This is a genomic window from Methanothermobacter marburgensis str. Marburg (genome assembly GCF_000145295.1).
In the GTDB taxonomy this organism is placed as follows: Archaea; Methanobacteriota; Methanobacteria; order Methanobacteriales; family Methanothermobacteraceae; genus Methanothermobacter; species Methanothermobacter marburgensis.
In genome coordinates this window covers 769,547-792,906 of record NC_014408.1, presented here as the reverse complement: position 1 = coordinate 792,906, position 23,360 = coordinate 769,547, and the positions used below count along the sequence as shown (strand labels likewise).

The following is a 23,360-nucleotide window of genomic DNA, read 5'->3' as shown; positions in this document are numbered from 1 at the left end:
TAAATTAAAAAATTTTAAATACAGCTAGATAGAATAATATAATCATTAAAGGGGTTCTGGGGGGGGTAAATTTTGAAGGATTTTCTTTATGGAACATCCTCCTTAAAAGAAGCTGCATGCACTGGATTTGCAATTCTTATACTTTTACTCACTTTATTTGCCCTGGCAGGCTCAACTTCCGCCGCTGAACTCAACGACTCGGCAATACCGCCGCCCGGCATTGACCCATACGGGACAGTGAAGTCCTGGAATGGGGACCCGATTGAAAATGCAACCGTTAAGGCCATTCAGGGTGGTGCGACAGTTGCAGAGAACACCACCAGTTCATCGGGAACCTACAACCTTATTCTACCTCCAGGCACCTATGAAATTGTGGCATCAGCCGAAAATTACACCCCATCATCACTTATTCTTGACGTGAATGAACCCCTCGAGGTTAACTTTGAACTTGCATACCCCAACTCATTCTACGGCACAATCCATGACGCCTCCGGCGCGCCACTGGAGAACGTCATCGTTGAGGTCCGTGACCAGCTGGACGTCACCATTGCAGAGAACTACACAGATTCTGCTGGCAGATACATGGTGAACTACGGCAGATACTTTGATGAACACCCCGGAGTAATACAGGCCTACCTTGCTCTCGTGGCCTTCCGCGGAGACCTCTTCACAGAGAGGTACAACATCCTCATGGACCGTGGTGAATCATCACGCTTTGATTTTGAAATGGAGTACCGCACCTCCATCAGGGGCACTGTGAGGGGCCAGGAGACCCTGCCATCAGGTATCCCTGTAACAGTCCTTCTTGAGGCCGAGAACCGCACAGAGTACACCGACCCCTATGGTAACTTCTACTTTGAGTTCAGAGAGGATGAGGTCCCCCTCGTTGAGGGGGGTAACTGTGGATGCATATTGCTACCACCCCTGGAGCAGTGATCTTACCCTGCAGCCAGGTGATGAAATCTCACTTAATATCGTCCTGGACGAGAGGGCGCTCCTCACGGTTAACGTCACCAACTCAAGTGGAGAGCCCGTTGAAGATGCTGTTATCTCATTTGCTGGAATGGAAGGGTACACCGGTGAGGATGGCTCAGTTAAACTGGCTGTCGAGACAGGAGAACTCAACCTTCAGGTTTCACATCCACTCTACGCCCCTGAGACCAGAACAATCAGGTTGTTGATGGTGAAAACACCCTCAGCATTGAACTAATAAGGCTCGGGCTTCCGGTTGAGGTTAGGGGAACCGTGGTTGATAGGGGAACACCCATTGAGGGCGCCGAGGTTGTCCTTGAATCAGGCTCATTCCGGTTAAGCAGGTACACCAGTTCCAGTGGGGAGTACGCCTTCAGCACAGATGACCACCCCCTCCTCACATCAGGTGTGCCTGTGACACTCAGTGTGCAGATGTGGATGTATAAACCCTACGCTGAGACCTTCACAGTCCCTGAGGCAGGGGATTACAGGGAAATTGAACTTGAACATGAAACCACACTGGGGGGTTATGTGAGTGACCCCGATGATAACCTCGTATACGCGGATGTTACCCTCAGCTACACCCAGAATGGTGAACCTGTTGAGCTGACAGCGGGTCTTGATGAGGGAGGCCATTACCTCTTCTATGGTGTTGGACCCTCAGATACAGGGACATATGACATCCGCGCGTACCACCCACTCTACAGGCCCTACCATGCGGTCATAGCCCTGAACATGTCATCTGAAAATGTCCATAACATCGTTATGGGCTACTATGACGGCTCAGCATCCTTCAAGGTAGTGAACTGGGATGGGGAGCCGCTGAGTGGAGTGGGCATCCAGCTTGATGGACCCGCCTACCTCTACAGGGTCACCGGGGCGGATGGTGTTGCACTCTTCAACCACATCCCCGATGGCCTCTGGACCTACACCATGGGGCCCTACGGCTATGTACCGGTCACCGGTAATTTCACCATCACTGATGGTAGCAGTGAGTCACTGACTGTGAGGCTCATAAGGAAGGGGCTTCCTGTGACACTGCAGGGTCACGTCTATGACTCAACGGGTGCACCGTTACGTGGTGTCAGGTTGTACTTCTGGCCTGACACACACCCTGGATACACATCCATATGGGGTGACACGAATTCAGAGGGGTTCTACATCTTCACAACCCAGAATTTTCCTGAACTGGTATCAGGCCTCTCAGGTCACCTCAAAACCTACCTGTCACACTACCGTGACGCAGACATCTACCTGTTAATGGGTGAGGGTGTCACAACCCAGGACATCCGCCTGGACCTCTGGCCCTCAAATATCACGGTTAATGTTACTGACATTAATGGCAACCCTGTGGCCGGTGAGAACGTCTACCTCTCTGGTCCGGACAGTTTCAGTGGCACCACAGGTGCAGATGGTCTTGCTGTATTTGAACACTGCCCGGCCTCAGAGTACTGGAATGTCTGCATCTACCCCACTAACTACTACTACTGGGACGGCTACTGGTACACCCTCACAGAGGACCGGAACCTGACTGTCAATGTCACACTGGTTCCAACTACAGTTCCTCTTGAGATAAAAGGTACCGTGGTTGATGACGTGGGGGTTCCAGTATTCAATGTTAAGGTGGACCTCCTCTACATAAATGCAGACCAGCCGGTTGTATGGAGTTCAGTAAGGACAAATGGCTCAGGTAAATTTGCCTGTAACCTTTACGCAACAACAGCCAACCTCATGAGGCTCATATTCTCAAAGGATGGTTACAGGAACCTCACCGTGGATATAATGCCCTGGGAGTTACCTGTGAACAGAATTTTCACCCTTCAGCTTGATGTGGAGGAAACAGGCAGGGTGCAGGGTTACATAAGGAACTTCCTGGGTGAACCGCTTTCAGGAATAACCGTCACAGCATCAAGGTTAGGTTACCCCAGCATCTCAAACATTACAGATTCCAGCGGCTTCTACAGCTTCGACCTTCCAGCCGGGAACTACCTCTTCACAACCTCCAGCCCCAGCCATATAACCGTGAGTAAGGCCACAACGGTTGCACCCAACCTCATAATCCCTGTGGACTTTGAACTGCACATTAAAAACTCCGTTTATGGCCGGGTGCTCCATGCGAACCTTGACAGGGACCCCTCACCTCTGGAAGGGGCTATTGTGGAACTTTTAATGGATGGCACATCAGTTGCATCCACCACCACAGACTCTGAGGGAAGATATGAGATAGCCGCCCCCACATCAGGATCATATAACCTTACAGCAGGATTACACCCGTATGAGCCTGCATCAGAAGAAGTTAACCTCCAGGAAACCTCAGCCCTATTCAGGGAGATCATACTGTATCCTGGTCCATACTCAGGCATCCATGGTACAGTAAGAGATGCCATAACCGGCCTTCCCCTGGGGGGCGTCACCGTGACCCTCAGACGTTACATCGGTGAATTTGTTGACCTTGAAATTGAAGTGCTCACAGGTTCAGATGGATCATACAGCTTCCAGTCACTGTACCCATGGAGAACCTACACCCTGGACTTTGAAAAGCCCTCTTACGTCCCTGTAAGGGACCTCTGGTTCTTCCCTGGACCTGGAGAGGATATCGAACACGATCAGGTGCTTCAGCCACTCCTATCAACGATGGTTGAGGGCCAGATACTCTGCTGGGCCGGGCTCCTCCAGGGTGAGGTGTTCCTTGATGGTGCCAGCATGATCACGGGCCCCGATGGCAGATTCGAGTTCACCGATATCATACCAGGCTACCATGTACTTACAGCCTATGTGAGTGGCTGGGCAGAGTCTGTCTACTTCTTCCTTGGAAATGGGGAGCACCTCCACCAGGATGTTGTCTTCAGGACCTTCGTAATGGACAGGTACCCCTCACCAGGTGAGGTCCTCAGGGAACTTCAGAGTGTGGGTGTGAGGCTCTTCGGTGGAAGGGATGGTGCTGCAGCCACACTGAACCTCTACCCTGGAACAGCCCCCACAGGGACACCACTCCCGGGGATACTCTCATGGACAGGGGACTGGCTGATATTCACACCCTCCTCAATGCCCCCCAGGGGCCCCTGCACAGCCAGGGTTGAGGTGCCAGGTGAGGTAACAGCGACCTGGACATTCCAGTACCTGCCACCAACAAGTAATCCACCAGTTATTACATCTGTAACCCCAGCCGATGGAAGCTTTTTCAGAAAACCATCCTCCCTAACCATAAAAGCCACATTAATCAATGACCCTGGTAACGGTCTCTCTGATTACTCTGACATAACTTTTGATGGAGTTGTAATTCCAGGGACTGTAACAGGCAATATTCTAACAGGTAGCTGGCAGATAATGTCTGAAGTCACAGCAGAACCAGGAAGATGGCCACTATCAGATGGCTGGCACACCATCAAGGTAAGGGCATTTGACCTTCAGGGACTCTACTCAGACTATGAGTGGAAGATATGTATTAGCAATCAGGATGGGCCACGGATATACAATGCCTCCGTATCCCCTGTATTTTCACCCATCCACGGGTTCATGAATATATTTGCTAATATCACTGAACCATTGAGTAGTGTCTATCTCTACTTCAATGAGGGACCCCTTAACATTGGGACTTTTAATGAAAATATCACAAAGTGCTGGGATGGATCTGTAAATAATATCAGGCTCCCTGATGGTCCAGTATCTTTCCATATGGTGGGCGTGGGGATGGATGGTTATTTTTCAAACATAGTTTATTTCTCAACGGTTATAGACAGCACCGGCCCATCAATTACCATATCCGGACCGGACATTTTCAACACAAGGTACCCTGAGATAACAGGCTTCCTTTCAGATCCCGCTGGAATCGGGGGCTTCAATGTGACGTCCTCAGCTGGCACTGTGAGTTACAGCTTCTCATCCACAAGTTTCCATGTAAATATGGAAGTTCCATCAGACGGCTACTACACCCTTCTCTTCAACCTCACGGATACACTGGGCAACAGCAGAACCGTAGCCCATAAAATACTGGTAGATACCATAAAACCCGTTATAAAATTCATCAACCCACGGGAGAACGATACGACACGTCCAGGTACATTCCTTAGTTTCAGGTTGATCGATAACACATGCTCAGGTCTTGCAAGGGCCTATCTAATGCATAAGTCAAGGAAGTACCCTGCCCCCAACCCTGCAAACCTGGAGGTGTTGCTGGACGGTCAGAACATCACAGACAGACTCATCTACAGTGAGAGAACCTATATAGATGTTGTGAGTGGGAACACACCATATGGATATGATTACCTCGCATCCCTTGGAAGCGTTCTTGTTGGGTACAACCCCGTACCCTACGAATACCTTAACTCTGGTCTGCATGTTCTGAAGGTTACAGTGAGGGACAGGGCAGGGAATGAGGCAAGTGATGAGATCCATTTCTCAACCATAACAGCCATACCAGATATAACTGAGATAGACATGGGCATGACTTCCGGTGAAAATGAGACCCTCACAATGATATTTAATGTTCAGGAAAACTCAGATGGGGGTTTCGATAAATTCATACTTGAAATCGATGGGAAGGAGATAGATTCAATCCCAAATGTAAATATCGGGCCGGAGCTCTATCAGTGTACCCTCAAATACATTATAAAGAGGCAGTTCAGTGAAGGTCCGCATACGGTAAGTTTAACTGTCATTGATAGAAGGGGCTACAGAAACACCCTTGAAACAGGCTTCTATCACCTTGAGAGGGTGCCTGTGAACCTTTCCTCAGTTACTCCAAGGTATGAGTACATACCGGACATCATGGTTTACTCAGGAAACCACACACATCAGCTGCGAATAGACCCATCAAGCAGGTTCCTCCCTGGAAGCAGTGCCCTCTATGGTTACTGTGACATGGATGGACCCAGTAAAGCTCTTCTTACAACAAGCAATGAAAGATCATCAAACAGATTTCTTCCAATGGGGGGGCAGCTCTCATTCACCGTCGCGGAAACACCATTCGTTGATGCAAGCGGCGCAGAGTTCCTCTCACTCTGGATGACTGACATATCTGTTGAAACAAATATTAACTGGGGATGGGGTGGTGCCATACTGGCATACTTTGATGATGGCCGTGGATACAGTCTCCTGGTAAATGGAACCGCAGGTATACTGGGCTTTGATCTCCTTAGCGCCCTGAATCCCCCTGCAATACTTTACGCAAAACACGAGGCGCCCTGGGTGAACTGGGGTGGAATAGTCCACGACAGTGTAGCGTCAGCCAGAGGCGCAGATGGAAGGTTATGGAATAATTACATTCTAAAGATACCCCATGGACTCAACAGGGGTCATATAAGAGTTATATTTGTCTGGGAGACAGTTAACTGGTTCCAGGGCAGTATAAGAGACTGGAGCTCTGTGTTGAAAAAAACGGTATCTGTATCCTCAAAGATAGACAATGTTGAATTCATCAAATCAGTTGTGGATAGTGTTTACCCATCCCCAAGAGAAGAAAATGTTCCGCTTAGACCCACTATATGGGCCCACTTCAAGGTTCCACTAGATCCTAGAAATTTCACAGGCAACACCCTCCAGATAAGAACCCCTCAGGGAGGAATAATAAATGGTACAGCATATTATGACACCTCAACGAATAAAGGATACTTCACGCCCATAGAGGAACTTGGAGGTCTCAGGAACTACCTTGGATATATTGGATCAGATATAAGGACAATTTACGGTAGAATACTTCCAAAACCAGATCCCTACAGATGGGAATTCCAAACAAGAATTGGTGAGGCAAGAATATGGCAGACCATCAGGTACAACGGAGAGGACTACTGCATATTCCTCCTCTGGGCGGCAGGAAGTGGTGGCTCACCCTCATATCTCCCCTCAGGATCAGCGCTTCAATCAACATATGGAACTCTGCTTCAGATACATGTCCTGAAGAAGGTTGGAGACAATTACTATGAATTGGGGGACCCTGACCTTGCATATACGATATTTCAGGCAGCCGAGAGGAAGGCATTCTACAGCAAATTCATACCAGGATACTCTGAACTTGTAAGCGACTCACTGACCGAATGGGTTGAGGACAGGGCAGATACATGGAGTGGTGAGGCCCTCAGATTCCTCAGCTACCTCTTCTCAAACCCTGCCCCCATCCCAGATGATGAGGACGTCATAAAGGATATGATCGCAATGATCCTGGGTGATGGATCAACCGCCACCACACTCACAGGAGTCCAGCAAGCCCTATCATGGTTCTCAATGGGCATTTCAGGTTCCAGCAAGGTAAATGATCTTGTTGAAAAGCTCAGAAAGATGCAGGCAGAGAAGGCAGGCAAACCATTCCAGGCCACGGTGGTTAAGGATGTTCTTAAGATAGCGGAGCTGGTAACTGGAGAACTGCAGTTTCAGAGGGAGCTCTGGGAGTTTCTATTTAAATGCATGTGGCAACTCAGGGTTACAGAAGCCTACAGGCCCCAGCTGGAAGCCATCCTGCCATACACTTATGGAAGCACCCATGAGGCAATAGAGGATATGCTATCCGCCGATATAAACAGCATCCAGAATGAGATCGCTTTAAAGGTCATCAAGCACATTGGGGTCCAGTCATTTAATATAATAAGAGATAAGGTATTTGAAGTAATCTCAAAGAACCCATATGGTATGGTGGTGATAACAACATTCAAGGTCTTCTTCGCCCTTGCAACAAAGTTCACCAGATGGGATGATGTACATGCATCAACACATGTTGCCCTTGCATATGCCAATGCAGAGGACAGCTTCTATAGTGCATGGCTGGGTCATGTTAACACCTTCAAGTTAATACCCTCAGACAGTGTCACGGTCTATGATACATCACTTCCAGCTCTGGCATCAAGGCTATGGTACGCTTCAGGTGGAAACTTCTACGATGCTATGGTTAAAATAGGAAGAATAGTCAGAAACTGGCCCACCTCAGACAGGGAATCATGGGATAAAGCAATAGCCAGTTATGAGATTCGTGCGACGGATTACCTCAAAAGAAGCAGTAACTTCATTCCAGAGGTTCTAACATCCACTGCAGACATAATGAACCTCTTGCCGCTGATAAAGGTGGGTACGGCAGGTAAACCCTCAAGCATATATATTGGAGCGCATTCACCGGTGGCACTCCTCGTAACAGCGCCTGACGGCCGCAGGATAGGATATGACCCCACACGCCCTGAGGGTCAGAGAATAGTCAACGACTTCGGTGCCAGCGCATTCTACAACAGCCCCTACAGTGAACCCCAGGTCATGTTGATACCGGCAGGTATAGGGGAGCTCAGGATACAGGCCTTCGGGGTTGACACAGACAGTTACAGGATAACCGTTGAGGTCCTCGATGAGGATGGAAACCCCATCTCAGGTTCAGAGTGGACCGGTAACATCACCCCGGGTGTATATAAATTCTTCAGCATACTCATAGACCAGTACGGTTCAACCTACAAATACGATGGCAGGGCACCTGTTATCAGGGTTACAGGAGTATCAGGTGGTGGAAGGTACACCGGTACAGTTAAACCCCTCATATCAGTTGCCGATGACAACCTTGAAGGGTGGTTCGCAACACTCAACGGCAAACTCTACACAGGGGGCCCGGTAAGTTCACCGGGTGTTTACACACTGGTTGTGAGGGCCACAGATGGAGTGAACGTGGTCTACAGTACAGTTATCTTCATGATACAGGGGGTTTCACCGGTGAAGCCACCTGAGGAGGGTGAACACGGCGGTGTCAGGGAGACTGCAGCTGTAACAGCTGTGTACACTGTTTCAGGTGCTTTGAGTGAGGTCCCCTCAAGGGCTGTGGTACCGCCCGCTGAAATGGTTAACGTGACACCCACAGGTATGAGGGGAGGATATGACTACACATGGCTTGCGGTGTCTCTCCTGGTATCAGTGCTCATAATTGGGGTTTATGGGGCCCTTAGAAGGAGGAATACATGAGGGCTCACCTACCCCACAACCTTGATCCGCAGATCCCACAGAAGTTCTCATCACCTGTTAGAGCTGTTCCGCATTTATGACACTTTAAATCGATTTCTAATTGTGAACCAGTGTGTTTTTCTATAATTTCACTGTATGCTCCTGATTCAACCCAATCAAGGATTTCCGATGCCCTCATAACAGTCCAGGGGTGTGTTGATCCCATGATGAGGACGGTTTTCCCTACCTTATCAAGGTTATCATAATCATACCCCTTAAACTCCCTTGCCTGTTCAATGAATTGATCTCTGTCGATCCTGTCGAAAAACGTTTTAGGTGCTCCCGCCATTTTAATCATGGCGTTTATGGCAGCATCTTCATTTTGACATGCCAGGAGTCCTGCCCTGTCAGCGGTGAATTCTGACATTCTATTCCAGTAGAGGAGTGCCAGTTCAAGGCCGGTACTTATGAGTCCACCTATTCCCAGTGTAGCAGTGCCAATGATGTCACCCGCTATGGGTATAACCTCTGCCATGATATGGTACAGCATATGGCCACTTTTGATATGGCCAACCTCATGACCAATTACATATCGCAGTTCATCTTCTGTGAGTAAATCGATGGCACCTGACTTTAAGATGATTATTGGGTTTTCTGATCCTATGGTACGTCCATTAACCCTATAATCCCATTCTATATAAAGTTCAGGTATCTTTTTTAGGTGAAGGGTGTTACAGACATCAACAAGAATATCATGAACCTCAGAAAAGTGGTTCTCATTGGCCTTTATGTAGCTTCCAGTGTACTGCAATCGATAGTATCTCTCCACACCATGCTTGAATAGCTTACGCGTCAACGTTTCAAGTCCAGGCGTTCCTTCAAGGGTTTGAAGCGCCTCTCGGTCCAGTGGGTGCTCATATTCACTGGGATGGAGAAATTTAAGCTTTTTTATTTCACCAGCCATTATATCACCTTAGTTCTTCCATGAAAATGAGGGTTCCGCCACATTCACATTTTTTTAAGAATTCCTGAGGATCATCCCATGGTCTGAGTTTGTAGTACCTGTTACATGTATCGCACACGATATAACCGCATTCATTTTCCCTTAAGGAATTTCTTTTAGAAATTATTCCCTTAAGGAGAGTGTCTGCAGAATCAATAATCTCATCAAAGGTATTAAAAAATCTGGATTCCAGTTTATAGACTTCATGTTTGAGTTTATTCTCATAATTCGATTCTTCTTTGTTTTCTGATTTTGATTTTTTTATTGCCAGGGCTTTGCTTATATCCTCAGATGTAGGTCCCGCCTTAACTAATGATTCGCCACATTCCTCTTTTTCTGATTTTTTTATTGCCAGGGCTTTGCTTATATCCTCAGATGTAGGTCCCGCCTTAACTAATGATTCGCCACATTCAATGCAGAACTGTTGCCCGGGTTTGGCATCTGTACCGCAATGGGGACAACTAGAGGCTACCATCAGGGTACCGATCCTATTTCCGCAGTTTGTGCAGAAACGTGATTGAAGGGTTAGCTTATAGCCACATTCGGGGCAGATCTTAATATTATCGTGTGATGCAATCTGCTCCCCCTCAATGTGTAGACCCCTATTTTTTACAACTGGGGCTCCACAACTGGTGCAGAATTTAAAACCATCCGGAATTTTCTCCCTGCATTCCATGCAATAAAGTGTATTGCTTGATTCAGAGTTTCCATTAGCCATCTACACCTCCCCTTCAATATTCAGTTTATAATTCATAGTAACCTCCAAAATATATAAACTTTATCATGGCCCCCCTATTTGATGTATTCCATGATTTCAAGGGGTTTTTTTCAGCAGATAAAAGAGACAATTGATTTACGAATATCCTACCTACGATAAATAATGGCCACATAAATTCAATATTTCTCTTTTAAATCTTGATATTTGAAGTTTTTAATAAGATTTTAATAGATTTATCACATTAATATGACATGCATAGCATGGAGGTATTCAAATGACTGGAAAAAGATGTCCAGACTGTTATTTTACAAATGCTGAAGCTGTCAAATTTTGCACAAACTGCGGAAAGGATCTTCAGAACATCCTGGTATACTTTGAAGCACCCTCTGGTGGTGATGATATTGAAATAACAAGGGATGCTGTAATAGTACATAAGAGAAATCTAACCGGTGAAAAAAGTGGAAAAAAGGAAGTTTTTCTGAGAAGTAATATGGAGGATGTTAAAATTGGAAGGATACTATCACAGCTTACCTTTACCTACAATGGCAAATTCAGAGTATACAACCTCAGAAGAGAGTATCTAGATAGGGCAGAAGAACTTCTTCTACCTCCAAAAAATCCTGATTTGGAGGATAGCAGCGCAGATCCTTTAGAAACTGAATACGAACAAAAAACCACAAGGCCTCTTTTTTTCTTAGATGGCAGGAACGGACAGGTTGAACTTTATGATAACCGTGTCGAGATAAAAAGAGAGGGCCTTAAGTCAATCCTTTTCTATGGAAGTTTAACCAAAGGGACAAAAACAATATACTTGCAAGATATTACAGGTGTCGAAATAAAAAAACCAGGATTCACCGTTGGATACATCCAGTTTACAGTACCTGGGGGGTTCGAGAAAACTGGTGGTGGTGTATCTTCAACCAATGATGAGAATACGGTCACATTTGATGGAGAAAAAGAATATAAAATCGCCCTTAAAATAAAAGAGAGAATAGAAAAATTAAAAAGTGGAACATCCTCCACCCCCACAATAAGCGTTGTGGATGAGATAAAAAAGGCCAGCGAACTGGTAGAAAGCGGAATACTCACAGAAGAAGAATTCAAAAAACTGAAAAAGAAACTTATCGGTTAAGTGCTTATTTTAGCCTGATAAGTATCTGAATCACTAAAAACTAGAAGAAGCCTTAAACACTTTAGAAAGGTCCATACACAAAAACTACTATTTCAACTACTGTGTCGTCACAACTGGACCTCGCATCTAAATTTTCAGAACGCAGTATCCCAGGAAACGATTATTCAAAAACAAATTAAATACGTGATAATAGCGGGTTTTATTGGATACTAAGGAACTGGGGAAAAACTTAAGGAAGTCTTAAAACTTGAAAATGAACCTGTGGCCATAAAATGGTCCGTCAGGGAGCCAGCAAACATTGAAAGGGAGAATGGTAAATCAAGGTTCTGTGAAAAACTCGTGAAGGCAATGAATGGGGAGGTCTTCTATGCGACCAGGGATGAGGAGGAGTGCATGGGGGGTGCGAGGTACACTGGCCTGAGGGATCCATCCGAATTCCCAGCTAACATGCGAAGCGGCGCTTTCCCTGTGCCCATGGAGGTCTACAGGAACATACCGGCGGTGCAGCGCTCATGGAGGGGATAACCTGAACATTGAACCGGGGGTCTTCAGTGCCCTTATATTTGCCCCCCTTCAACTTGCTGAATATGAGCCAGACGTTATATTCATCCTCTGCAATGCCAGGCAGGCAATGGAGGTCCTCCATGCCAACGCCTATGACTCAGGTTCACATGGCCTCGGGGCCGACTCAGGACCCATATGCAGCTCAATGGCATCACTCCCCCTACCTCACAGGTAAGGTGACCTATGGATTCGGGGATGTGGGCTCAAGGAGGTGCATGTGGTTAGGGGGATGTCATGGTGAACATCCCCGGAGGCGACCTGCAGCGTATCGCCTCAAACCCTGAGATGGGGACCAAAAAGCTATTCAGAGGGTGAGGATGAAAATATAATTAGTACAGGGGCTGAGGTGAATGTTCAGGATTCTTCTCGTTAAGGATATTGATAGTGCTCCTGACTTAGAGGAAAAACTGAGGCGCCATGGTTTCAGTGTGGATGTGGCCACAGATCTTAAAGATGCCAGGAAAACTGAACATGACCTGATCCTCATATACACAACCCCCCAGAGGGTGGGGGCTTGGGGTCCTGGAGACACGGGGATCCCCCTCATGTACCTCATAGACTTTGAGGATGAAGGGAATCTTGTATTGACCTGTCCATATGGCTGCATTGAGAAGCCCGTGGATGATGACGACCTTAAAAGTTGCATTGATTTTCTCATGAGCAGGATCATCCTTGGGGAGGAGCGCTACAAAAAGCTCTTTGAGTACATCGATAGCTGCGTGGCTGTCTATGAGGCGGTTGATGATGGTGAGGACTTCGTAATCAGGGATTTCAACCGTGCAGCTGAACGTATTGAGAGGGTGAATAAGGAGGAGATAATCGGGAGGAGGGTGACTGAGGTCTTTCCAGGTGTGGATGATTTCGGGCTTCTTGATGTTCTAAGGAGAGTATACAGGACTGGAAGGGCAGAACACTTCCCCATCGCCTTTTACAGTGATGACAGGATAAGTGGCTGGAAGGAAAACTTCGTCTACCGCCTGCCTTCAGGAGAGGTGGTCGCTGTCTACAGGGATCTAACAGAACGTAAACAGCTTGAGGATGAGCTTAAGGAGAAGGAGCGATTATACAGGAGCATATTCGAGAATACCGGTTCTGCGACAACCATAGTTGATGAGGACACCACCATACTGATGGCTAACAGGGAATTTGAGAGGCTCAGCGGCTACTCCAGGGAGGAGATAGAGGGTAAGAAGAGCTGGAGGGAATTCTTAGCAGATGAGGATCTCAAGAGAATGGAAGAATATTACCATCTCTGGTTGAAGGACCCTGATGCCGTTCCAAGAATCTATAACTTCAGGTTCCGTGACCGTCATGGGAACATAAAGTACATAAGGATGAATGCGGATCGCATCCCTGGAACCACAATGACCGTGGCTTCCCTTGTCGATGTCACAGATATCAGGGAGGCTGAGGAGGAGATCCGCAGGTCCCTCCGGGAGAAGGAGGTGCTTCTCCGGGAGATACACCATCGGGTCAAGAACAACCTCCAGATAATCTCAAGCCTCCTGAACCTTCAGCTTTCAAGGATAGGGGATGAAGAACTCCGTAAAATAGTCAGGGAGAGTCAGGGAAGGATAAAGGCCATGGCAATGATACATGAACACCTTTACCAGTCAGAGTCACTGGAGAGGGTCAATTTCAGGGAATACGTGGAGAAACTGGTTGGGGACATAATAATATCCCATGGGGTAAGTGTCAGGAAAGATCTTGAGATTGAGGACATGGAACTTGACCTGGACACTGCCATTCCCCTCGGGCTGCTCATCAACGAACTTGTAACCAACAGCATCAAATATGCATTTCCCGATGGAAGAGGCACCATAACCATAGGTATGAGAAGGGCCGACGGTTCAGTAGAACTGGTGGTGGCAGATGATGGTGTGGGTCTTCCAGAGGATATCGACCCCTCGAGTACCGATACCCTTGGACTTAAACTTGTGAGCCTCCTCACCAAACAGCTGAACGGTGAGATGACACTGGAGGTAGATAATGGTACGAAATTCACTATTGTTTTCAGGGAGAGGGATGAATAGGTTGCAGCCATTAACAATACCTTCGTAATAGTGACGTTTAACGAAGATAAATCAAGGTGTTATAAGATGGAAATGAAATCCGCCTGAAAACTCCAGATTCATCTTAATGTGTTATTTGATAAAAATAAAATGCCCCGAAAAACCTCCAGATTCATCGCCACATATACATCATATGATACAGATACCTGTATTTTGCACCGAATCTGTACCTATCTGAGGCATTATCATATGAACCCTCATAGGAGAACCTCTGGAAAAAGTTGGAAATTACTTGGATGATCAAAAAAGACATGATAACTCTGTTTTTGATTTTTTCATACTGTATACACATGCTGTATATCATGATATACACACCCTGTATATAACCCAGCGAAGGTCTCCTGGAGAAAACCCTGATATATATATCGTGTATATGTATATCAGGGCGGCCCTACAGGCATACCCTCAGTGTATATCACCCCCACACCCCCCGATATACACACCACGTATATCAGCTGATGTATTACGATATATGTATATCGATATCAGCCCCAACCGGGGGGTACCCTCGGAGAGTTATATACACCTCATGTATATCATGATATACACATCCTGTATATCATTGGCTTGTTATTCTCCACATTAATGATAGAGGTCTTGGCTGCTACATTGACAAGAAGTGTTTTATGCGGCGACAGTATTGTCATAAGCACACAAAACAGCACACATGGAAAAGAATATAATCACCTCCCCCCTATAAGTAGGAAAGGGAAATCTCTTTCAAGTGATATCATGGCCTACCTCATATGCGAGAACTGTAACCACTACTGGCAGATCAACAGTGAGGAAGAATTCTGGGCATTCCACATGTGTGATGAATGCGGCTCACCACTCCTCTACGTTAAAAACCTCAACGAATACCGTAAAATCACCAAACATGTCCCTGAATCCAGCAGAAAAACCCACACCCACAGGAAGGCCGATAACTACTGGAGGCTCTGGAGGGGCGGGAACCTCATCCTCATTGCAGGGGCATTGATGACACCTGCCGGAATATTACTTACAGTCACAGGCACGACATGGGGCATCACACCCGTGCTTCTGGGAATCATTCTCATGGCCCTCTCGGTGCCACTGATAAGGGCCAGTGAAAGAAGAGGTATGGGCTGGAGAAAGGGACATGAGGGTGAACTCATAGTGACAAACTGCCTCAGACGCCTGCCTGAAGGGTATCATATCCTGAACGACATCAAGCTCCCGGGGGCATACGGGAACATGGACCACGTGGTTGTGGGGCCAACCGGGGTCTACGTGATAGAGACAAAGTCCTATTCAGGGAACTACATCGTGAAGGGTGACCGCTGGTTCCTTAACGATGAACTCAGAAAGGAGGAGGTCAGGTCACCGTCCATCCAGGCCAAGAGAAATGCCGCAGCCCTCAAGGAATTCCTTGAAACCAGGGATATCTATGTCTCATGGGTTAATGCTGTGGTTGCATTCCTCAGCGCCTCCTGCACCATCATGGAGGAGGATGAGCACTGCAGGATCCTGAAGCCCTGCCATGTCCCGGAGCATATAATGGAGAGCCGCCTCATGCTGGGTGAGAGCAAGGTGAAAAGGATAGTGGATGCCCTGAGAAAACATGCCTCAGAGGTCTGGTAGGGTACATTTATGAGGGTAATTAGAATTCACATCAATTCTCAGCCATATGCATCGGGGAAGCTACATTTATAAGGTGGCTGGTTATAAATATCTTCTTCAATTCATGATCATGGAGGATTTAAATGGGTTACTATGACAGACTCAGGGGGTTCCTGGCAATATTCCTCAGGGGACTCTTCATGGGAAGCGCGGATGTTATGCCCGGTGTCTCGGGCGGGACAATCGCACTCATAACAGGTATCTATGAGAGGTTAGTCCATGCAATAAGTAAGATAAGGTTCGGATTCATAAAGCCCCTCATCACCGGCGACCTTGTTGGTGCCCGGAAGTCCTTGAGGGAGGAGGTTGACTTTGAACTCTTCGTACCCCTCCTTGCAGGTATAGCCTGTGCGATTCTCACACTATCAAAGGTTATACTCTTCTTCATAACCACCTACGTGGCATTCACCTACGCATTCTTCTCAGGCCTCATACTCGCCTCAGCATATGTGGTCTACCAGAAGATAGATGGTTTTTCACTCAAAAACCTGGCATCAGGTGCTCTGGGCCTCATATTCGCCTACCTCTTCGTGGGCCTCAACCCGATACAGGCAAACCACACACTCCCTGTTGTCTTCATATCTGGATTCGTGGCCATATGTGCCATGATACTGCCGGGTATCTCAGGTGCATTTCTACTTCTCCTGCTGAACCAGTATGAGTACATGCTGGGGGTCCTGAACCGTATGGCCATCGTTGAAATATTCACATTCCTTGCAGGGGCGGCTATTGGTATAATGAGCTTCTCAAGGGTTCTGGATTACCTGCTGAGGAACCATGAGGCCGTTACCATGTCATTTCTTGTGGGCCTCATGATAGGTACCCTGAGGCTCCCCTACAACAAGATAGCGATGGTGGATACCACATCCATCATAATATCCGTGGTGATTGGTATAATCGGATTTGCCCTCGTCATGATACTTGAGAGCAGATTCGACTACATAGACTACTGAAATTTAATTTTTCATTAAAAGCAATACCAAATTTTCTTTAATTTAATGGAATGTTTAAATTGGAAGGAATTGTGGTGCATATTGAGCATAGTATTTTAACATGATTAAACATATATAAATCATATGCAGATCCTGAGGGGTGTGGGTGCCGGTGCCGGAAGGCGAAGCGGAAAGGTGCGTATAATAAGGAACCTTGAGGATGCGTGCAGCCTTGAATGGGGAGAGGTGGCTGTCTTCAAAAAGATAGCCAGGGATATGCTGCCTGAAATCAAAAGGGCAGCCGCCGTTATAGCTGATTACGGTGGACTCACGAGTCACGCCGCAATAACACTCAGGGAACTTGGAATACCCTGCGTACTTGGAACAGAGATCGCCACCAGAGTTCTCAGGGAGGGCATGATAGTCACTGTGGATGGTAAAACCGGGAACATCTACCGGGGAGTCATGGACTGGGCGTCCAGGGATGATGTGATGGGGGTCCATGAGACAGCCACAAAGGTCATGGTGAACCTGAATTTCCCCTGGCTCGCAGCAAGGGTTGCTGAATTTGCCGATGGTGTTGGTTCTGTAAGGATAGAGAATATGGTCATAGAGACAGGAAAACACCCCTACCTGCTTTTGAAGGAAGGTGAACTCTCCAGGGTTCTTGAAAGGGGTCTTGAGGAGATACTTGAAGCATTCCACCCTAAACCTGTATGCTTCAGGACATTCGACATTCCGACAGATGAACTCACACACCTCCGTGGATATACTGAGCCCCAGGAGAGAAACCCCTTCCTGGGTATGAGGGCCATAAAAAGGGATCTCAGGGATACTGAGGTCCTGAAAGCAGAATTTGAGGCAGTGAGTAATCTCCTGGATTCAGGATACAGTAACCTTGAGCTGAAGTTCCCCTTCATAAGGGATATTCCTGAATATGTCCAGGCAGTTGAAATCCTTGATGAATCGGGCATAAGACCCCACAGGGACCTCAGGGTGGGCGCATCTATTGAAACACCATCCATGGCACTCCAGATAGATGAACTCCTTGACGAAGGTGTGGATTTTGTCTCACTTGGCCTCAGTGACCTCACCATGTGCAGCCTTGCAGCGGACAGGAGGAGCACCCGTGTTGCAGGTATCTTCAATCTATCACACCCAGCAGTCCTGGGAATGGTTGAGGAGGTGGTTGTTGCGTGCCATGAAAGGTGTGTGGAGGTCTATGCTGCTGGATACGCTGCAACAAATTACGTTCTGGTGAGGAAACTCGTTGAGATGGGTGTCGATGCTGTATCAACAAGCCCTGATAAGGTTCTGAGGATGAGGTCATTCATTGCAAAGGTAGAGGACTCGCTGATACTAAGAGCCATGGGAAGAAACAGTTAAAAAAGCGCCAATAATCAGCAAAAAGCAGGTGATTATGAGCCACTATCAATAATCGGGAAGGTTATCCTGAAGCAGGCCCCATCATGGTTTCCGTATTCAAGTTCCCCGTCGATCTGCCTTACAAGGTTTGCCACAAGCTGCATTCCAAGGGATGTGAGTTCCTCTATGTTGAAATCGGCTGGAAGGCCCCTGCCATTATCAGATATCTCAAGGACACAGTTATCACCGGTTTTTCTGATGGATACGCTTATCTTACCCCTATCCCCTGTGAATGCATGTTTCACCGAATTTGAGATTATCTCATTTGTTATGAGGCCAAGGGGGATGCATCTCTCCATCTCCACCATGATATCATCGTATTCAAACTTGAGTTCTATGAATCTTCTATCGTTTGACTGGAGTGTGACCATCTCATCTGCAAGTGTTTTGAGGTATTCCCCCAGGTTTATGGTGGATATGGCCTTTGACTGGTATATCTTTTCATGGGCGACCGCCATTGTCCTTACCCGCAGCTGGCTATCCCTGAGGATATTCAGGATTTCAGGGTTATCTGTGTAGGCTGACTGAAGCGAGAGGAGGCTTGCAACTATCTGGAGGTTATTCTTGACCCTGTGGTGTATCTCCCGGAGAAGCACCTCCTTTTCATAGAGGGATTCGACGATCTGCCTGTGCATCATTATCCTCTGAATTCCATCAGAGATTTCAGCTCCAAGTATCTCAAGGAATTCAGTTTTTTCTGGGATTTCATCGGCCTCTAAACCCAGTTTAAGGGTTCCCTTAACCTCGTCATCGACTATTATGGGTATTTCAGCGAAATTTTCATGCAGTTTAATTTCAGGGAAATCAGGAAGTTCTTCAGGGGCATCCATTCCCCTCTCCAGTCGCAGGTCGGGTTCAATGTAGGCTGCCGCTGATCTGAATTCAGGGCACCTTATGATGGCATCGAGAACCCGTTCCATGAAGATACCTGGATCATCTGTCTCCGCAGATTTGAGTATGATATTTATGAGCCTCAGATGATTCTGATGTTCCATCATCCTCTTCCTGTAGGCCAGCTGCCTCACTGCCAGGAGGTAATACTGTGAAAGGTGTTTAACCGCCCTCAGGTCTGATTTATGGAAATCTCCGCCCGTGAGGATTATCTCAGATTTCATATCCCCTGATGATGAACTGAAACGCAGACTGTCCCCTGCAGATGAGATTCCATCCTCTGAAATTGCCTCAATTTCCTCATTACTGAGGCTGCCTGATACCAGAATTTCTCTCCTGTTTTTAAGCCTTATGGCACCCTTCTCTGCACCTGTAACCTGGCATGCGGCATCAAGTATGTACTCTGTGAATTCCTCTATACTCTCAGCAGAAACCGCATGGGGGTATATCTCACTTAGAGCCATCCTGATCCTGAGTTCATCCCTCAGCTTGTGCTGGGACATTTTGAGTTTTGTTATATCATTGAAGCTCAGCACAACCTGACCTGAACCTGGAATATCACCCCTATGGACTATCATGTGGAGAATCCTATCATCGGCCTTCATCCTGATGAGTGCCCGGCATTTGTCCTGGAGTCCGTGGAGTTTCTCAAGGTCACCCTCATGGATGATATCGGCCATATTGATTCCCTCCGATCTGCCGAAGATCTCTTTAAAGACCCTGTTTGCCCTCAGAATATTGAAGTCCGTGTCTGTAACTGCAGTTGGGGTGGCCCTGTTTTCAAATATTGTCCTGTAACTTTCCCTTGATTTCTCGAGTTTTTTCTTGGTCTCAATATAATCTGTAACATCCCGCAGTATCTCCACGGCGCCTATGACCTCCTCATGTTCATCATAGATGGGAGATGTCCTGATCTGGAAATGCCTTCCCATGTGCCCCACATAGACCTCAGCGTAGATTGAATTCCCATCCATTCTGATGTTTTTGTACCTTTCAGGGGCATCTTCAGGTTTTAAAATGAACTCAAGAAGTCCAGGGGTTCTTTTACCGTAAAATGGAATTGCGTATGCCCTGTCACCCTCACCCATTATTTCTTCCTTCCTCACACCTGTGAGCTTTTCCATCTCCCTGTTCCAGGCTATAACCCTTCCATCGGTGTCAATTGCAAATGTAGGGTCTGGTATTGACTCAAGGATATCCCTGAATTTTCTGTGTTCAGTTCTAAGTTTTTTATGGGCTCTGTGGAGGTCTGTCATGTCCCTGACTATGCCCATCACAAGGTCCCCTGACCTGCTGACGGTAACCCTTGTGGGGAAAACCTCACCTGTGATTTTCCTGTGGAGCCAGTCGAATTCACACCTCTCACCGGACATTGCCCTTTCAATAATGGCCTGGGCCAATTCTGAGGACTTCCCATCCTTCTGGTACTCAGGTGAGAGTTCCCAGGGGGTTTTACCCTTTATTTCGTCCTCGCTAGCCCTGAAGAGTTCCAGGGCGGTTCTGTTACATTCAATTATTTTTTTGTCCTTCGTGAGGAATATGGCGTCCCCTGCATTCTCGAAGATTTCACGGTATCTGGATGAGATGGAATCAAGTTCACTTTCTGAGGTGATTCTCCTTAGGGTCTCTGCTGTGCTTGAGGCAATTTCCCTAAGGAATTTCATCTCCGCCTCATCGATTTTCCTCATCGCTGAAACCACGAGGTAGAATGGTTTTTTGCAGTTCTCCAGCTGGATGACCGCGGTTGACCCGCCCTTCCCTTTGTGGATGCCTTCCCTCAGATTGACATCAGGTATTGGGCCCTCACCTTCAGTAACACCGTCAGGTGTCCTGAATGATGCATGGGAGTATCCCTCATCAACCAGGAGTTTGCATATACCTTTCATGAGTTCAGACGGATCGGTTGAAACCGCTGCCTTAAGGTTAATTCTGCTTAGAAGTTCCAGGCATCTATTTGTCTTTCTAAGGCGCCTCTCAACCATCTTCTGCTCTGTTACATCCCTGAACATGCAGAAGCCGCCCTTGAACTGGGACAACTCAGTTATGGGGTGGCCTGAGAGGATCATCCATTTAGTGGTACCATCAGCTGCCCTGAAGCGGATCTCACGCTCCCCTGATGCACCCTTACGGCAGGAATCAAAAATACGCTCCATTGTTTTCCTGTCTCCGGGGTGGACAAAATCAAAGATGCTTTTTCCCGTAATGTCCCCGCGTCTGCAGGATAAAAAGTCAGCCATCCTCCTATTACAGTACTGTATAATTCCGTCTGAACTGAATATACAGACTCCCTCACCTGTTGTGTCCAGTATCTGCTGATACCTTCTGTTGGCATGGGAGAGGAGTTTCTGCATCTTGTTCTTGTACAGGGCGAGTTCAAGGGCGTATGCAAGTTCCCTTGAATTGAAGGGCTTCAGGAGATAGGCGTCCGGCTCAACCTCAGATGCCCTCTTGAATATCTTCCGGCTGGAATATGCTGTGAGGAACACCACGGGTACATCAATGACCCTTTTTATGGCGCTTGCGGCCCTTACTCCATCAACCTCTGACTGGAGGACTATGTCCATGAGGATGATGTCGGGTTTCATCTTGAGGGCGGTTTCAATGGCTTCCTCCCCGGTACTCACAGAAACCGCATCATATCCCCATGATTCAAGAAGCCTTACAAGTTCAAGTGCGGTTACTGCCTCATCCTCAACGACAAGGGCAGATGGCATGTATATATATATTGCTTTTCTTGGTATATTAAACCTTCTATGTTAAAGAAAAAAGGGTACTTCAATGAATGTTCTTCTTCTTTCCCGGTAATATTGACTGAATCCGTATATGAACCCATTACTCAAGTTCATATTCAATGTTGAGAACCATCTCCCCTATCCTCTCAATCACCTCATCCGGTGCGTCCCAGTAGCCCCTCTCAGCCGTTTCAAGGAGTGTCTCACCCATCCGAACCGCTGCAAAGGGGTTGTTCTCTGTGATCCTTCTCCTCATTTCATCGTCAAGTATCAGTGTCTCTGCAACATCATCATATACCCGTTCTCCACGGCCCCTGTTGTGGCTGAGAAGCCCAGGAGGTGCTCCACACGGTTCTTGATGTTCTTTGCCCCGTGATAATCATGGGCCAGCATCCGTAAAGCCAGCGGGGGTTGAGGATCCTGCACCTTACGGCCCTCCCTATGACGTCCTCAAGGCCCTCAACGTAGAGCTCGTCCTCAGTTGAGTCCACAACCCTCACGCTGCATGAACCCCCAAGGCTCCTTATGGATGATGTGAGGCCACCCATGAATTCATAGTAGTGGTCGAGGTCGGTCACCTCGTACTCCACGTTGTCCCTCTCCTGGGCCACCACCTCCACCTCTGGAGGTTCCTCCTGAACTCATCCCGGCCTTCCTGACACCGCCAGGAAGGTGGGCGTAACACATCTCCTCCATGTAGGTGGATGCAAGTTCATCCTCAGAGTTCCAGCTTCCGTCATCGATGATTTCGGGTTAGTGTGCTTGCATACTCCAATGGCACCGGTCCAAATATCCTTGCGGGAACCTTCACAGTTCCGTCCTCAAGGTTGTGCTTCAGGATGTGGTTGTCCTCAGGGTCCTCTGGAAATCAAGTGCCTGCTTTATGACATTTATCCTCTCATTGGGTCAGTGAGGGCCTCCACATCCACACTTAAACCGAACCTGTCAATTATCTGGGGCCTGAGGTCCTCGAGGTTCATGGTACCTGCAAGTATGAACCTTGAGGGGTGTCTCACAGATATGCCCTCACGTTCAACTATGTTCACACCCATGGCTGCTGCGTCAAGTAAAACGTTGACCACATGGTCATCGAGGAGGTTGACCTCGTCGATGTAGAGGATGTTTCCATTGGCCCTTGCAAGTAATCCTGGCTCAAGGGCCTTTATTCCCTCATGGAGCGCCCTCCTTATATCAAGGGTTCCCACCACCATGTCCTCTGTTGCCGAAACAGGAAGGTCGACAACCTCCATTTTCGCGGACCTCACCTGAAGCTTCCCATGCATCTTGTTTTTTCTGGCACTCCATCATAGTTCAGATCCATCAGGGTCACATCCGAACCTGCAGCCATCCACGATGTTTCTTCAGGAAGAATGTCA

Annotated in this window: 13 protein-coding genes and 2 pseudogenes; 10 read left to right on the top strand and 5 right to left on the bottom strand. The window is 47.4% G+C overall.

What is annotated here, in order from left to right:
* The first annotated feature begins 72 nt into the window (after positions 1–72).
* Genes MTBMA_RS04230 through MTBMA_RS04220 form a run of 3 tightly spaced genes read left to right on the top strand, consistent with a single transcriptional unit; the run spans position 73 to position 8,895 of the window.
* Positions 73–936 carry a carboxypeptidase-like regulatory domain-containing protein gene (locus MTBMA_RS04230; protein WP_013295682.1) on the top strand — a complete coding sequence of 288 codons (864 nt, stop codon included), beginning with the start codon at positions 73–75 and terminating at the stop codon, positions 934–936.
* A complete protein-coding gene (locus MTBMA_RS04225) occupies positions 902–1,210 on the top strand; it encodes a carboxypeptidase-like regulatory domain-containing protein (protein ID WP_013295681.1) in 309 nt (102 codons plus the stop codon). Before MTBMA_RS04230 ends, MTBMA_RS04225 begins: the two co-directional genes overlap by 35 nt.
* Positions 1,211–1,245: 35 nt before the next feature.
* The gene (locus tag MTBMA_RS04220) at positions 1,246–8,895 is read left to right on the top strand and encodes an MSCRAMM family protein (protein WP_013295680.1); all 7,650 of its coding nucleotides are present in this window, start codon (positions 1,246–1,248) and stop codon (positions 8,893–8,895) included.
* Positions 8,896–8,899: 4 nt separating this feature from the next.
* On the opposite strand, the gene MTBMA_RS04215 is transcribed toward MTBMA_RS04220, so the two are convergent.
* Positions 8,900–9,838 (bottom strand): M48 family metallopeptidase, encoded by a 939-nt coding sequence (locus tag MTBMA_RS04215; RefSeq protein ID WP_013295679.1) that lies wholly within the window; start codon positions 9,836–9,838, stop codon positions 8,900–8,902.
* A 4-nt stretch (positions 9,839–9,842) separates the two neighbouring features.
* Positions 9,843–10,595, bottom strand: coding sequence for a zinc ribbon domain-containing protein (locus MTBMA_RS04210; RefSeq protein WP_013295678.1), 753 nt, complete (start codon positions 10,593–10,595; stop codon positions 9,843–9,845).
* Positions 10,596–10,869: 274 nt separating this feature from the next.
* Here MTBMA_RS04210 and MTBMA_RS04205 point away from each other — a divergent pair, with 274 nt between their 5' ends.
* From MTBMA_RS04205 to MTBMA_RS04175, 7 genes and pseudogenes are all read left to right on the top strand, one after another.
* On the top strand, positions 10,870–11,727 hold the full coding sequence (locus MTBMA_RS04205; RefSeq protein ID WP_013295677.1) for a DUF4429 domain-containing protein: 858 nt from the start codon (positions 10,870–10,872) through the stop codon (positions 11,725–11,727).
* A gap of 237 nt (positions 11,728–11,964) precedes the next feature.
* Positions 11,965–12,252: pseudogene (locus MTBMA_RS09315) on the top strand (DUF169 domain-containing protein); the annotation flags it as partial.
* Positions 12,152–12,466 carry a DUF169 domain-containing protein gene (locus tag MTBMA_RS09310; protein WP_333473118.1) on the top strand — a complete coding sequence of 105 codons (315 nt, stop codon included), beginning with the start codon at positions 12,152–12,154 and terminating at the stop codon, positions 12,464–12,466. The pseudogene MTBMA_RS09315 and the gene MTBMA_RS09310, both read left to right, overlap by 101 nt.
* A 175-nt stretch (positions 12,467–12,641) precedes the next feature.
* On the top strand, positions 12,642–14,324 hold the full coding sequence (locus MTBMA_RS04195; protein WP_013295674.1) for a PAS domain S-box protein: 1,683 nt from the start codon (positions 12,642–12,644) through the stop codon (positions 14,322–14,324).
* 771 nt (positions 14,325–15,095) lie between these two features.
* The gene (locus MTBMA_RS04185) at positions 15,096–15,965 is read left to right on the top strand and encodes a nuclease-related domain-containing protein (RefSeq protein WP_013295672.1); all 870 of its coding nucleotides are present in this window, start codon (positions 15,096–15,098) and stop codon (positions 15,963–15,965) included.
* Between the two features lie 179 nt (positions 15,966–16,144).
* Positions 16,145–16,957: a DUF368 domain-containing protein gene (locus tag MTBMA_RS04180; RefSeq protein ID WP_147671950.1), complete on the top strand. Its 813-nt coding sequence runs from the start codon at positions 16,145–16,147 to the stop codon at positions 16,955–16,957.
* A gap of 123 nt (positions 16,958–17,080) precedes the next feature.
* Complete coding sequence (locus tag MTBMA_RS04175; protein WP_013295670.1) at positions 17,081–18,322, top strand: putative PEP-binding protein; 1,242 nt, start codon at positions 17,081–17,083, stop codon at positions 18,320–18,322.
* Positions 18,323–18,354: 32 nt separating this feature from the next.
* Here the strand turns inward: MTBMA_RS04175 and MTBMA_RS04170 are convergent, their stop codons facing one another.
* From MTBMA_RS04170 to MTBMA_RS09205, 3 genes and pseudogenes are all read right to left on the bottom strand, one after another.
* Positions 18,355–21,966, bottom strand: a complete 3,612-nt coding sequence (locus MTBMA_RS04170; RefSeq protein ID WP_013295669.1) for a PAS domain S-box protein — start codon at positions 21,964–21,966, stop codon at positions 18,355–18,357.
* Between the two features lie 118 nt (positions 21,967–22,084).
* Positions 22,085–22,562 (bottom strand): annotated as a pseudogene (locus MTBMA_RS09305) (cobaltochelatase subunit CobN).
* A gap of 312 nt (positions 22,563–22,874) precedes the next feature.
* The gene (locus MTBMA_RS09205; RefSeq protein ID WP_238523408.1) at positions 22,875–23,249 is read right to left on the bottom strand and encodes an ATP-binding protein; all 375 of its coding nucleotides are present in this window, start codon (positions 23,247–23,249) and stop codon (positions 22,875–22,877) included.
* Between the last annotated feature and the right edge of the window lie 111 nt (positions 23,250–23,360).